The 13,173-nt window shown below is 59.9% G+C and carries 12 protein-coding genes and 1 pseudogene; 6 read left to right on the top strand and 7 right to left on the bottom strand.

Annotation, left to right across the window (positions count from 1 at the left end; genetic code table 11):
* Nucleotides 1–108 precede the first annotated feature (108 nt).
* The 5 genes and pseudogenes from JNK74_18350 to JNK74_18370 all read right to left on the bottom strand — a co-directional run bounded on the left by JNK74_18350 (nucleotide 109) and on the right by JNK74_18370 (nucleotide 5,492).
* Complete coding sequence (locus JNK74_18350) at nucleotides 109–1,119, bottom strand: TerC family protein (GenBank protein MBL7648150.1); 1,011 nt, start codon at nucleotides 1,117–1,119, stop codon at nucleotides 109–111.
* A gap of 220 nt (nucleotides 1,120–1,339) precedes the next feature.
* The gene (locus JNK74_18355) at nucleotides 1,340–2,830 is read right to left on the bottom strand and encodes a TrkH family potassium uptake protein (protein MBL7648151.1); all 1,491 of its coding nucleotides are present in this window, start codon (nucleotides 2,828–2,830) and stop codon (nucleotides 1,340–1,342) included.
* Nucleotides 2,831–3,047: 217 nt separating this feature from the next.
* Entirely contained in the window at nucleotides 3,048–3,743 is a 696-nt protein-coding gene (locus tag JNK74_18360; GenBank protein ID MBL7648152.1) for a hypothetical protein, read from the bottom strand.
* 412 nt (nucleotides 3,744–4,155) lie between these two features.
* A complete protein-coding gene (locus JNK74_18365) occupies nucleotides 4,156–4,443 on the bottom strand; it encodes a hypothetical protein (protein MBL7648153.1) in 288 nt (95 codons plus the stop codon).
* Nucleotides 4,444–5,183: 740 nt separating this feature from the next.
* Nucleotides 5,184–5,492 (bottom strand): annotated as a pseudogene (locus tag JNK74_18370) (prepilin-type N-terminal cleavage/methylation domain-containing protein).
* Between the two features lie 416 nt (nucleotides 5,493–5,908).
* On the opposite strand from JNK74_18370, the gene JNK74_18375 reads away from it, so the two are divergent.
* The 5 genes from JNK74_18375 to lspA all read left to right on the top strand — a co-directional run bounded on the left by JNK74_18375 (nucleotide 5,909) and on the right by lspA (nucleotide 10,579).
* Entirely contained in the window at nucleotides 5,909–6,571 is a 663-nt protein-coding gene (locus JNK74_18375) for an SIS domain-containing protein (GenBank protein ID MBL7648154.1), read from the top strand.
* Between the two features lie 233 nt (nucleotides 6,572–6,804).
* The gene (locus JNK74_18380) at nucleotides 6,805–8,244 is read left to right on the top strand and encodes an MBOAT family protein (GenBank protein MBL7648155.1); all 1,440 of its coding nucleotides are present in this window, start codon (nucleotides 6,805–6,807) and stop codon (nucleotides 8,242–8,244) included.
* A gap of 190 nt (nucleotides 8,245–8,434) precedes the next feature.
* Nucleotides 8,435–9,385, top strand: coding sequence for a malate dehydrogenase (mdh, locus tag JNK74_18385; protein ID MBL7648156.1), 951 nt, complete (start codon nucleotides 8,435–8,437; stop codon nucleotides 9,383–9,385).
* 228 nt (nucleotides 9,386–9,613) lie between these two features.
* Entirely contained in the window at nucleotides 9,614–9,910 is a 297-nt protein-coding gene (locus JNK74_18390) for an FmdB family transcriptional regulator (protein ID MBL7648157.1), read from the top strand.
* Nucleotides 9,911–10,036: 126 nt separating this feature from the next.
* The gene (gene lspA / locus JNK74_18395) at nucleotides 10,037–10,579 is read left to right on the top strand and encodes a signal peptidase II (protein MBL7648158.1); all 543 of its coding nucleotides are present in this window, start codon (nucleotides 10,037–10,039) and stop codon (nucleotides 10,577–10,579) included.
* Nucleotides 10,580–10,750: 171 nt separating this feature from the next.
* Here lspA and JNK74_18400 read toward each other — a convergent pair whose 3' ends face one another.
* Together JNK74_18400 and JNK74_18405 are read right to left on the bottom strand one after the other, a co-directional pair.
* Nucleotides 10,751–12,181 carry a hypothetical protein gene (locus JNK74_18400; GenBank protein MBL7648159.1) on the bottom strand — a complete coding sequence of 477 codons (1,431 nt, stop codon included), beginning with the start codon at nucleotides 12,179–12,181 and terminating at the stop codon, nucleotides 10,751–10,753.
* Between the two features lie 84 nt (nucleotides 12,182–12,265).
* On the bottom strand, nucleotides 12,266–12,883 hold the full coding sequence (locus JNK74_18405; GenBank protein MBL7648160.1) for a 1-acyl-sn-glycerol-3-phosphate acyltransferase: 618 nt from the start codon (nucleotides 12,881–12,883) through the stop codon (nucleotides 12,266–12,268).
* A 53-nt stretch (nucleotides 12,884–12,936) separates the two neighbouring features.
* Here JNK74_18405 and JNK74_18410 point away from each other — a divergent pair, with 53 nt between their 5' ends.
* Nucleotides 12,937–13,158 (top strand): hypothetical protein, encoded by a 222-nt coding sequence (locus tag JNK74_18410; GenBank protein MBL7648161.1) that lies wholly within the window; start codon nucleotides 12,937–12,939, stop codon nucleotides 13,156–13,158.
* Nucleotides 13,159–13,173 lie beyond the last annotated feature (15 nt).

Below are 13,173 nucleotides of genomic sequence, written 5' to 3' on the forward strand. Positions count from 1 at the left end.
GGGCACGACCGTACCTCCCGGACACGCCCCGGGAATCACCCCGGAACTACATCCATCGCCTGAAGTTTATTCACATGTCCGCCAGAATATTTCCGGGTCCCCGCGAAATCAGTCCTCGTGGCGCCTTAAAGTGATGTCCTCCTCCGGCAGGGGGGACTCCAGCGGCGAGGTGTCTTTGCCCGCGCCGAAAATCGACGCCAGAATCCCCACACTCAGGATGCCGCCAATTACGCCCAGCGTCACGGGAATGGGTATGGGATGGTGGTGGGCCAGCAGCATCTTGACCCCCACATAGGCCAGGATAAAGACCAGGCTCATTTTCAGATACTGGAACTTGCTCATGAGCCCGGCCAGGGCGAAATAGAGGGAGCGAAGACCCAGAATCGCAAAAACATTGGACGTGAATACAATAAACGGGTCGTGGGTCACGGCAAATACGGCGGGAACGGAGTCGACCGCGAAAAGCAGATCCGTCGTCTCCACCATCAGCAATACGAGAAAGAGCGGCGTGACATAGGTCACACCCTCCTTCCGCAGGAGAAACTTGCCCTCCGACATCTCCGTCGTCGTGGGCATGAAGCGCCGCGCGAGGCGGATCAACCAGTTGTGCTCGGGGTCGATGTTGTCGTGGCGCTGGATCAGCATCTTCACCGCCGTGACAATGAGAATCGCCCCGAATATATAGGTCACCCAGGTAAAACGCTCAATCAACGCCGCGCCAAGCGCAATCATCCCGCCGCGCATGAGCAGCGCGCCCAGAATACCCCAGAACAACACGCGGTGCTGATACTTCCCCGGTATCTTGAAATACGCGAAAATCATCGCAATTACGAACATGTTGTCCATGCTCAGCGACTCTTCCAGCAGATACGCGGCGAAAAACTCCAGGGCCGCGTCTTTCCCGCTCACGCCGAACACCTTTCCCGGCGCCCAGCCCCAGCCCTGGTTCTCATAGAAGTAATACACAAACACGTTGAAAGCCAGGGCCAGCGTGACCCAGAAGGCCGTCCACAGCAGCGCCTCTTTCGCATGGACCACATGGGCCTTGCGGTTCAACACCCCCAGATCGAGGGCCAACAGGGCAAGAATAAGCCCGATAAACAGGATCCAGATCAACATGAAACTGCAGACTCCGTAGCATTGGATATCAGCGGGGGCCGCTGGGCGGGCCGGGCGGAAAAGAAGCTCCCGAAGGAGGTGAGGCGTAATTTATCAAGCGCTACCCAGCGCGTAACGAGCCAGAGGTTTGGACAAGTTTCGCGGGGGGCATACCGCATACCAGCGATACGGCGGCGCGCATTGTGCTTGGTCCCGTGCCGGACAATCAAGTTTTCCCCGATCAACTCCGACGCCAGAAGCTCGGAAGCAACAGGACCAGGAAGGTAACCATCTCCAGTCGACCCACCAGCATATTCACGGTCAGGTAAATCGTTCCAACCGTGTTAATGTCGCTGAAATCCGTACTCGGCCCGACCACCCCCAGACCGGGGCCGCAGTTGTTCATCGTCGCGATCACCGAAGTCACAGCCCCTTCAAAAGGCAGGCCCGCAAAAGACATGAAGAAAATACCGAAGGTCATCCACAGCACATAAAGCCCCAGAAAATACATGACCCGATTCGCCACGTCGGCCTCGACCACCGTCTTGTTCACCCGCACCGTCGTGACCAGCTTCGGGTGGCAGGATCGCTCCAGCCAGTTGTACAACACGTGATAAAGCACCACGAGCCGCAGAATCTTGAAGCCGCCCGCCGTGGAGCCGACGCAACCGCCGGTCATCGTAACCAGGAAAAGCATGAGCTGGGAAAACACGGGCCACTCGTCATAATTCACCAGCACGAAGCCGCAGTCCGTCATCATGGTGGACACTTCAAAGGAGGCGTGGCGCAGCGCCGTAACCACATCGTAGGTGACCGTAGCCGCATCCGCGCCGGCCATCTGCAATTGCGCGCCGCAAAGATTTGCGGTGATCAACAAGGTTGCACCCGCAAAGATACCCAGAAATACACGCAGCTCCGTGTCGTACAAAGGACCGCCCCACTGCCGCAGGATGAGCTTGTAATACATCAGGAAGTTGATTCCGCCCGCGAGCTGGACAAGGATCGACACCAGCTCTACGGGGTAACTTTCGAAGGACGCAATGCTGTTGTAACGCGTGGAAAACCCGCCCGTCGAAATGGCGCTGAACGCGTGGTTGATCGCCTCGTAGAAATTCAGGCCAACAAGCATGTACGCCCCTATCCCGATTACGGTCAGCCCAACATAGATCAGGAACAGCAACATGGCCGTATCCTGGGCCTTGGGCTCGATGCCCTTGGGGGTGGGCCCGGTCGACTCCCGCAACAACAGGAGCTTGCCGCCCACGCCAAGCTGCGGCAATACCGCGATCAACAACAGGATAATGCCCATCCCGCCCAGCCAGTGGGTGACACTGCGCCACATCGCCAGCGAACGCGGGATGCTGTCAAGTTGGCGCATGACACTGGAGCCGGTCGTCGTGAAACCCGATACGCTCTCGAAAACCGCGTCGACAAAGCCCAACTCGCCGGCAAACATAAAAGGCAGCGCACCCAGCAACGAAGCGAGGACCCAGCCCGAGGCCACCACGAAGATGGCGTCGCGGGTGCTTATATTCCGCGCGGGCTTTCGGCCCACCAGGCCGCAGACCAGCGCAAAACCCAGGCAAACCAGGATGGAAAGCATGAAATCGCGAAACATGCCCCATTCCCCCATCAAAACGGAGGATATGGAGGTCAGAGCGAGGCTCAAGGCAATGCCGAGGCTCAGGGCCCCCCATATTCGGGCGATTACACTGATATTGCGCGGCAGCATGGCTGGTTCCCGGAACTGCGAGTTTAGGTCGGGACACCACATCCAGGGGGACCCGAACGACCGTTCCCGGGCGACGCGTCGCGCCCCGGGGTATACAAGGTGATTCGGGGCGGGAGTATAACACACATGGAGCCTCGCAACCTCCGGCAAGCCCACCCCAAAAACGTACGGGGCCCGGACCAATGGCCGGGCCCCGTCGTGAGAAGGTGGTTAAGGATTACGGGTGGGCGTGACCGTGACCTGCTTCATGGAGCAGCAGGCCAGCTTCGTTCAAAGGAAACTCCCCGTCCACACCCACGTATTTCACAAAGCTGACGTGGCCGTCCATATAGAGGACGTTCGAGCCGCCGGGAATGTGATTGAAATGGTCGGGCTCATCCGACACGGCGTCGTGCATCACGACAATCTCGGACTGGGCCTTGCTGCTCGCACCCGCATTGTTGATATCCGTAATGAAGAAGCGCTCGATGCCCTCGCGAAGGCGAAGCACGGAAGTATAGCCATTCACCGGCACCGTCACCCCGCCGTCGTCGCGCATGGGCCAGTCGCGGTCAACGGCTTCCACATCGCCCAGCTCGATGATTTCGCCCCAGGACTCGATGGCCATCTCGAAGTTGAGGAAATCCTGCTCGATCTTGAAAAGCTGATCGAACAGTGCGTATCCGTAGTAATAATAGGGCTCCGCCGTCAGTTCGCACGCCTCAACGATGCCATTGTTACTGAAGCCGGGCACTTCCTCCCAGGCCGGGCTGGGCGTGTTGCCTTCGTCCCAGTGCTCCAGCGCCGTAGCCCCGGCCGCATTGCTCGGGCAGATCAGCGTGTCCCAGTCGGTCAGGTATTCCGGATAGATCAGGGCCGGCTCAAATACGGCGTTCCACGGCTGGATCTCCGCATCGCAATTCAGCACCTTCATCTGCGGAAACTTCTGCCCTTTCGACTCGTTGGCGTACATTTTGAAGACCAGACCCAATTGCTTCAGGTTGTTCTGGCAACTGGCGCGACGGGCCGCCTCCCGCGCGCGGGCCAGCGCGGGAAGAAGTATGGCGGCGAGGATTCCGATAATGGCAATAACGACAAGCAGTTCAATTAAGGTAAAACCAGTGCGACGCATGGCTTGAAACTCCAAATAAAATTCCGGTGTAAAAGGGAAAAAGCAAGGGGAATTCTATTGCGGGGAGTCATTCCCAAACCGCGCTGGACACACGGCGGGCGTTGAACCATACCGGATCCTACGCTGGGGAAAGCGGCATGCGGCGTGTCGGAATCGCCACCCGGCACACCCATCGGGCGTGGCGGGTCACAATTCGCAACCCTGGAATATGACTCTACGCGATGGAGACCTGCGGGGGGCCGCGGCGATGCCGGAGCATCCAGAGGAACCGCGAGGGACCGGTGGCACCGTCCACACGGTGCACAATCGCCACAAGTGAGACGGCAAGAAACTGCGCAAAGCAAGGAAGGGTGGCAACGGAGGCCGTCGTGCAGAACCAGCAGCCGCCCAGAGCATCTTCATGATGGTCATGATGATGCAGACTCCCCACCAGAGGGAGGAGGGCGATGACGAACACCATGCTCAGTAGGAGCAGGGCGCGCTGCGGTGTGGTCAACTTCATGTTGCAGAGGGCCTGTCTTTGATAAGCTTCTCTCAATAATACCCCCGAGGCGCACAATTGTCAAGGGGACCGTCGAACCGAAAATAGTCCGCGGGACCCCGCTCGGTGGCGAAGTCCCGCGTGCGGTGACCGGCTACGGACCGATCACACTCTGATCCAGGGCTAGTGGATTACTGTCCGGCGGCCGCGAGGTCGAGGCCCGCCTGATTCAGGGGGAAGTCACCGTCCACCCCTGCATACTTCACAAATGTGGCGTGACCGTCCATGTAAAGAACGTTCGAACCGCCGGGAATGTGGTTGAAGTTGGCGGAGTCCGCCGCAATCGCGTCGTACATCACCGTAATGACGGACTGGGCCTTGGCGCTGGCGCCGGGATTGTTGACGTCGGTGATGAAGAAGCGCTCGATGCCCTCCCGCAGACGCAACACCGAATCGAATCCGTTGATCGGCACCGGATTGGCGCCCGTGTCTTCCAGGTACCAGTCCTCCTCCACGATACCGGCGTCACCGCCGATGAGAAGCGCGTCGTAGCCCTCGATCGCGAGCTGGAAGTTGGTGAAGTCCGCCGCCGTCACAAACATCTGGTCCGTGAAGGCATAGCCCAGATAATAGTAGGGCTGGGCCGTAAGCTCGCAGGCTTCCACGATTCCATTGTTGGAGTATCCCGGAATATCCACCCATTGCACGGCCTTCGTCTGGCCTTTGTCCCAGAGTTCTTCCGCGCTGCCGCCCGCGCCGTTGCTCGGGCACACGAGGCTGTCCCATTCCGTCAGATACTCGGGGTACACCTTCTCCCCATCAAAAATGGCGTTGAAGGTGTGGATGGTATCCGCACAGTCGTACACCTTCATCGGGGGAAACTTCTGCCCCTGCGACTCGTTCGCGTACATCTTGAATACGAGTCCGAGCTGCTTGAGATTGTTCTGGCAACTCGCCCGGCGCGCGGCTTCCCGGGCACGGGCCAGGGCCGGCAGCAGTATCGCCGCCAGAATGCCGATGATGGCAATTACGACCAAAAGTTCGATGAGGGTGAAACCTTTTTTCCGCATGCTACTTCTCCTGTTTGTTAATCGACTGCACAACCATAACCAGAGAATCGCGAGACCCACCGGACAACGCCCGGACGCTTTGGGTCTCCCATCTATATTGAACTGTCCCGTATTGCCCCGCCCTCATGACCGGGGTGAACCGCGCTCTCCCCGCTTCCCCCGGCCTTCACCGGGTTCCGCTCGCCCAGGAGCGCGGATGTCTTCTTCAGGCAGTGTTGGATTCGATTTTTCCTCGAACCCATCGCCTCCGCCAAACCTTATATCAGCAATATACAACAGAGTCGCGTATTTGTCAAACCATTTTTACGTTTTTACGATCTGCTTACGTAAAAACATCGCCAAGGGTGCGACAGGCAATACAAAATCGATATACTCAACCCCGATATCACCCCAAAAACCGATAGAAGGATTGCCCCATGCCCGCCCTCTCAACCCTCGAACAGGAAGTACTCCAGGGACTTACCAACCGCCGACCCGACCTCGCCGGATGCGTGGACAAGCTACTGGAACTCCACGACACGCTGGTCCAATGCTATGAAGGGGGGGGCACCCTTTTTACCTGCGGCAACGGCGGATCCAACGCCGATGCGCTCCACATCGTGGGCGAACTGAACAAGAGCTTTGAGCGGCTGCGCCCCCTGAGCCCCGAACTCAAGGGGAAATTCGCCGGCCTGCCTTTTGGCGAAGAGCTCGCCAACAACCTCGAAGCGGGCCTGTCTTCCCACGCCCTCGGCTTCAACGGTGCGCTGAAAACGGCGGTGGAAAATGACAACCCCATCCGCGACATCGCGTTCGCGCAGGAACTCAACGCCCTCGTCCGCCCCGGCGATGTGCTCCTGGCCATTTCCACCTCCGGCAACGCCAACAACTGCCTCATGGCCATGTCTACCGCGAAAGCCTATGGCGCCACGGCGGTCTCCCTCACCGGCCCGAAGGGCGGCAAGATGGCCGAATTCGCGGATATCGCCATCAAGGCCCCCGGCGACTCCACCAAGATCATCCAGGAAGGGCACATCGCCCTGTGGCACACCATGTGCCTCCTGATTGAAGTGCACTATTTCCCCGACATGCGGGTGTAGTTGCCTTCGGCAACCCGGAACGATTCCGCGACACGAGGGAAGACGCGCAAGTTGGGAGCGCTGGCATCTTTGCCGGCCCCCGCACCGCAGGTGCGGACCAGGGCTATGGTCGACCGGCGAACAACAACGTCGGACAGTCTTACGATAGGAAGTGATTCGTTCATCCATGGTGAACGTGCCGGCAGGGATGCCAGCGCTCCCAGCTTGTGCGATTCTATGACAATCGAGATCCCATGCTATTCAACTCCATGCACTTCTGCGTCTACTTTCCCATCGTGGTGGGGCTGTACTTCCTCATCCCGAAGTCGACGCGCTGGGCCTGGCTGCTGGCGGCAAGCTACTACTTCTACATGGCCTGGGAGCCCGGCTATGTGCTGCTCCTCTGGCTTTCCACCCTGCTGGACTTCACCGCCGCACTACAGATCGGAAAAGCCCGCTCGCCCCGGGCGCGCAATACCTGGCTCGCCGCCACCCTCGGCTCCAACCTGGGCATGCTCTTCTTCTTCAAATACTACAACTTCTTCAGCGACTCCCTCGGGGCCTTCTCAGAGCGGGTCGGCTTCGCCATCGACTTGCCCCACTCCGAATTCCTTCTGCCCATCGGTATTTCCTTCTACACTTTCCAGACGATGAGCTACACCATCGACGTCTATCGCGGCGTCATTCCCCCCGAACGCCACCTCGGCCGATTCGCCCTCTACATCTGCTTCTTCCCCCAACTCGTCGCCGGCCCCATCGAGCGCGCCAAAGATCTCCTGCCCCAGATGAAGCTGGAGCGCGATTTCGACTATACCCGCGCCACCGACGGCCTGCGCCTCATGGCCTGGGGCTTCTTCAAGAAAATGGTCATCGCCGATCGCCTCGCCATGGTCGTGGAGCACGTCTATCGCGATCCGGAAAACCACGGCGGCCCGGCGCTCGCCATTGCCACGCTCTGCTTCGCCTATCAGATTTACTGCGACTTCTCCGGTTACAGCGATATCGCCGTGGGCGCCGCGCGGGTGCTCGGCGTCCGCCTTTCCACCAATTTCAACCGCCCCTATGCCGCCGCCTCCATCGCCGAATTCTGGCGGCGCTGGCATATCTCCCTCTCCACCTGGTTTCGCGACTATGTCTACCTCCCTCTCGGCGGCAATCGCGTTTCTTCCAGGCGCTGGGCCGTCAACATCATCGCCGTCTTTGCCATCAGCGGACTGTGGCACGGGGCCCACTGGAAATTTCTTCTATGGGGACTGATCCACGGCGCTGCGCTCCTCTTGGAACACGCCCTGGCGCGGCGCTTCCCCGCCACCACCCGACTGCCCCGCGCTGTCAAGGTCGCCATGACCTTCGCCATCGCAAACTTCGCCTGGATATTCTTTCGCGCGGACTCCCTCGCCGACGCCTGGCTTGTCATCGCCAACCTGCCCCGGGGCTGGGGCGTGCTCCTCGCCCCCGAATTCTGGAACCGCTCCATCAAGACCCTGGGCTTGCCCCCCGGCGCTCTCCTCTTCGCGCTCGTCGCCATGATCGTCTGCGAGCTCGTGCAACACGCCCAGGCCCGCGCGCCCCTTCAACCCTGGTTCCGCGCGCGCCCCGTCGCACTCCGCTGGGCCGTCTACACGGCGATCTTCTGGACCCTCTTCCTCGGCGGCATCTTCCGCCAGACGGAGTTTATCTACTTCGAGTTCTGAGCGGTGTCCCGAATTCCAATTCACTGCCGCCGTGTAGTAAAATGCCCCCGCGCAATCACGCCCGGCTTCGCGCCGCGCCGCGTGCCCAAGTCGGGGACGCACGCCGCAACCTCAACGCGGCGGACACCACCCGGGAGCGCCCCCGTTAAGTAACCCCATACCCGTGTATTGCACACGAAGGAGAACCACCATGTCCGTCGGAAAGAAATTCAAGATCGCATCTATCGGCGCCGGTAACGTGGGCGCTACCGCCGCCCAGTACTGCCTGGAGCTCGAACTCGGCGACGTGGTGCTGACCGATATCGCCGAAGGCGTGCCCCAGGGCAAGGCCCTCGACCTCACCGAAGCCGGCCCCATCCGCGGTTACAGCAGCCAGTGCACCGGCACCAATGACCTGAAGGACATTGAAGGCGCGGATGTCGTCATCGTCACCGCCGGCCTGCCCCGCAAGCCGGGAATGAGCCGCCAGGACCTGCTGGCCGTAAACGGCGGCATCATCACCCAGGTCTGCGAAGGCATCAAAACCTACGCCCCCAACTCCACCGTCATCATCGTCACCAATCCCCTCGACGTCATGGTTTACCTCGCCTATAAGAAACTCGGCTTCCCGGCGGAACGCGTCATCGGCATGGCCGGCTGCCTCGACAGCTCCCGCATGCGCTCCTTCGTCGCCATGGAACTCGGCGTCAGCATGAAGAACGTGGACACCATGGTACTCGGCTCCCACGGCGACGACATGGTGCCCCTGCCCCACTATACCACCGTCTCCGGCATCCCGATCACCAAGCTCCTGCCCCAGGACCGCATCGACGCCATCGTCGAGCGCACGCGCAAGGGCGGCGGCGAGATCGTGGCCCTGCTCAAGACCGGCAGCGCCTACTACGCCCCCGCCGCGAGCGCCGTCCGCATGGCCCAGAGCATCATCCGCGATGAGAAGCAGCTCCTCCCCTGCGCCGCCCTGCTGACCGGCCAGTATGGCCTGGACGACATCTACATGGGCGTGCCCTGCGTCCTCGGTAAGAACGGTGTCGAGAAGATCCTCGAACTGGAAATCTCCGACGCGGATCGCGCCTCCCTTCACAAGTCCGCCGAAGAAGTCCGCACGGGCATTCAGGAACTCAAGAACGCGGGCGTCCTGTAATCCTGGAACATATCGCGGCCCGCAACGGATCCCCTCGGAACTGTTGCGGGCCGTTTTTTATCACGTATAAAATAACCCCAGGTATGCCGCCTCGTTCTCAGGAACAGCAGCGACGGCAGAGACGACCGTGTTTTCATTTCTGCCGTCGCTGATGTCCCTGTAGTCCCTGCCACCGAAGGGCGTCGGCCCGATACTCAGTTGCCAATGACTCCATGGAGATTCACCACCATGCCCATATACACCTATCAAGTCATTCACGATGACGGCACCGAAGGCGAAGTCTTCGAGCACGTCCACGGGATGAGCGAGCCCGCCCTGACGGAACACCCCGAAACGGGCGAAAAGGTCGTTCGCGTTTTTCAGTCGCCCCACATCGCCGGCTCCGGCCACGAGCGGATTCAGAAGCAGAACACGAGCGACAAGAATCTGGAGCGGTTGGGCTTCACCAAGTACGTCAAGAATGGAAAGGGCCATTACGAGAAACATGTTGGCAAGGGACCGGACAATCTGAGCCCGGGCGATTGAGTCGCCTCCACATCGGTTGCTGATTGACTCGTTTTCCCCGCCTTTCCTATACTGGAGGCCGCCCCGAACCGCGTGGGCTCCCGGCTACAACCCCCTGCGTGCCCGTCGCGTTTTCAGAAGATCCCCATGACCTATAAGAACCGCATTACCCTGATCCTGACCATTGTTGCCGTCAGCGTGGTCCTCGATCAGGCCACGAAGCGCATGGCTATTGCCTGGCTGATGAGTTCCCCGCCTCACATTTATCTCGGCGATTTCTTCCGGCTCCAGTATGCGGAAAATACCGGCGCGTTTCTCGGGCTCTTCGGGAAAATGTCGGAAACGCTACGCCAGATATTACTCGTCGGTTTCAATTCCGTGATCCTCGCCGTGGTCTCGGGCTTCCTCTTCTTCTCCCGCGACATGGCCAAGCTGGTGGCCGTGGCCCTGGCCCTCATCCTGTCCGGCGGCATAGGCAATCTCATCGATCGCGTGGCCTACGGCGGCATCGTGGTCGACTTCATGAACATGGGCCTTCCCTGGGTGAGTATCCGGGGCTGGGAGCCCCGCACCGGCATCTTCAACGTCGCCGATCTCGCCATCGTCGGCGGGCTCGTGCTCATGGTGATCGCGGAGCTCTTCAAGACCAATGCGCCCGATGAAGCGCCCGAGGCGACTGCGGAAGACTGATCGGGGGAGGTGGTAACGGGCGCCATACCAGATTCCCTCACACACTCCGGCCAAATTTGCAGGGACGGCAGGGACTACAGCGACAGCAGGGTCAAATCATTCTGCTGTCGCTGTAGTCCCTGCCGTCCCGGTAACCAATCAATACGTTCCCCCACGCCCCGCCTGCATCACCTACTTGAACTGCACGGCGTACAAGTCCGCGTCTTTCATCACAAAGCGCACCCGGATCGGTGTACCCGCCAGGGCGCTGATATCGGTGTTGCCGTTCCACGCCACCGCGCGCTCCACCTGATTTCCGATGATCTCGAAGCACTTGTCCGCCTCGTAGCCCGGAATCACCACGCCGTCCCCGTCCAGCAATTCCACCCAGATGCTGCCCGCAGCCGAAGTCGCATAGTTCAGATACAGGGATTTCCCCGTAAAGGTGATGGTCTTCGTGATCATTTCCCCGCCCGCATAAGGCGCCTCTACCGCGACGAATCCGTCGGGCCGCAGGGCATAGCGCTGGAGACCCGCCGTCGGCTGACCGTAGTTCGTCTGGACATAGAGGGAGATCTCCCGCTCGCTCGTGGGCACGATGCCCCAGGCCGGATAGTTCGTGCGCGAAGTCCAGTTTTCCAGGCCAATCCCCGGCTTCAGAAACCCATCCATGAAGGTGCGATCATAGCGATTGCCGCCGCGGCTCGTCATCAGCACGCTGTCGGAGCAGTCCCCCGAATAGCTGCTCTCCACCCCAAAGGCCGCCGCCTCCGCTTCGCTGGCCACGCGGCGCTCGGGCATGAATCGCGCCGCAACACTTACGTAGATGTGAGGCGCGCGAAAATAGGGAAAAGTCTGGTTGGTGTACAGATGCTCCCGGGGTGTATCGCCGAAATCCATCTCCTGTTTCTCGCTCCACGTCACGAAATCCGGCGACGTGGCGCGGCTGATGCTTCGGAAGCCCTTGAAGCCGCCCTGGTGCCAGGTGCGGAAGTAGCACACATATTGCCCCTCGCTTTCGGACCAGAAGGCCACATTCTGCGAGTCAAACGCTCCATCCGTAATCAGCGCCTTGTCCTGCTTGGTCCAGTGGATGCCGTCCGCGCTGTAGAAAGCGTGAAGCCCCGTCTCCGAAGTCCCCGCGATGGCCTTGTATTGCGCTTCCGCCGGCACACCGGGACGCGTATCCTTGAACGGTGCAAAATTGTGGGAGAAGGGAGCCTGATTCGCCAGGAATATGTTGTTCGCCTTCGACCCCTCGTACTCGTGCATTCCAAGTTCCGGCTTCGTAAAGTGGATGCCGTCGGGGCTCTCCGCATAGCAGGTCACTTCCCAGTCCGATCCATCCTTGCCCGACGTGGGATTGCCCCGGTAGTACATGCGATAGCGGTCGCCATCCTTAAAAACCGTAACATAGCCGCAATAACGTCCCTCCCACTTGTCATTGAACTGAATTACCGTCTCCGCGGGACGGGGCACCTGCAGCCGGAGCGCCGTGTTGGCCTGAGAGCCAATCAAGTAGGTATCGAGGAAGGGCTCGAGCCGGCTGTCGATGGCAATGGGGGGGGAGGCCAGCGTGGTGGCGCTGGCGAGCAGGCTGAGGGCGACGACAATGCGAATCATGACGGGGCACTCCGTGGGGTTGGGGCTTTGTTGTTATAACCAATTATACGGACACCCAAAACCCAATACAAGCGCCCCCGCCTCTCAATCGCCCCCGCGCTTTACCGGCGGGCGCTTCGCCTGCCGCTCGTCGTAGTCCGGATAAATGCCCACAACGTCCTGGTAGAAATCTCGAATCTTCTGGAAGTCCTGCTCAATATCGCCCGTCAGGTAAATGGGCTCGCCCACGCCGATGCGCTTGGTCTGGTGGTTGATATAACCCGGCACGATCGGCACCTTCGCCTGCAGCGCCATCCAGTAGAAGCCCAGCTTCCAGTGCTTCACTTCCTTGCGCGTGCCTTCCGGCGCGATCAGCAGCGCCAGATCCTCCCGGCTGTTAAACACCTCCACGATCTGATGTACCACATTCGTCGCGGCGCGGCGATTCACCGGCACACCGCCGAGCTTGCGCCAGATCATACCGGCAGGCCACCAGAAGGCCGTGTCTTTCATCATCCACGTGGCCGGTATTTTCATCGCCAGGGTCCCGAAGAGCATGTAGAAGAGGTCCATGTTCGTCGTGTGGGGTGCGGCCGTGAGCACATACTTCGGAACGGCAGGCTGTGGACTGGCCTCGCGCCAACCCATGAGCCGAAGACAGATCTTGCCAAAGAGGCTGGCAACAGGCCCCACGGAAGTGCGAATATTGGTATTCTCGTGCAACGGGAGTATTCCTATAAAGGGAGGAAAGGTCGGCAGAATTGTACTTGCTTTGATTGTTTGATCTCAAACGAAGTAAGAAACGCACGAGCCCCCACAAGACCCACAAGACCCACAAGACCCAAAAGACCCACAAGAACCACAAGACCCACAAGAACCACAAGAACCACAAGAACCACAAGAACCACAAGACCCACAAGAACCACAAGAACCACAAGAACCACAAGAACCATAAGACCCATAAGACCCATAAGACCCATAAGACCCATGTCCCCTGACCCATTCGCCGGAAC

The organism is Candidatus Hydrogenedentota bacterium, assembly GCA_016791475.1.
In the GTDB taxonomy this organism is placed as follows: Bacteria; Hydrogenedentota; Hydrogenedentia; order Hydrogenedentales; family JAEUWI01; genus JAEUWI01.

Bases quoted from the DNA above. Each gene is read 5' to 3' on its own strand.
- JNK74_18365 (MBL7648153.1), bottom strand. From the start codon at position 4,443: ATGAAGTTGACCACACCGCAGCGCGCCCTGCTCCTACTGAGCATGGTG.
- JNK74_18400 (MBL7648159.1), bottom strand. From the start codon at position 12,181: ATGATTCGCATTGTCGTCGCCCTCAGCCTGCTCGCCAGCGCCACCACG.
- JNK74_18375 (MBL7648154.1), top strand. From the start codon at position 5,909: ATGCCCGCCCTCTCAACCCTCGAACAGGAAGTACTCCAGGGACTTACC.
- JNK74_18380 (MBL7648155.1), top strand. From the start codon at position 6,805: ATGCTATTCAACTCCATGCACTTCTGCGTCTACTTTCCCATCGTGGTG.
- JNK74_18360 (MBL7648152.1), bottom strand. From the start codon at position 3,743: ATGAAGGTGCTGAATTGCGATGCGGAGATCCAGCCGTGGAACGCCGTA.
- JNK74_18355 (MBL7648151.1), bottom strand. From the start codon at position 2,830: ATGCTGCCGCGCAATATCAGTGTAATCGCCCGAATATGGGGGGCCCTG.
- JNK74_18350 (MBL7648150.1), bottom strand. From the start codon at position 1,119: ATGTTGATCTGGATCCTGTTTATCGGGCTTATTCTTGCCCTGTTGGCC.
- JNK74_18390 (MBL7648157.1), top strand. From the start codon at position 9,614: ATGCCCATATACACCTATCAAGTCATTCACGATGACGGCACCGAAGGC.
- mdh (MBL7648156.1), top strand. From the start codon at position 8,435: ATGTCCGTCGGAAAGAAATTCAAGATCGCATCTATCGGCGCCGGTAAC.
- lspA (MBL7648158.1), top strand. From the start codon at position 10,037: ATGACCTATAAGAACCGCATTACCCTGATCCTGACCATTGTTGCCGTC.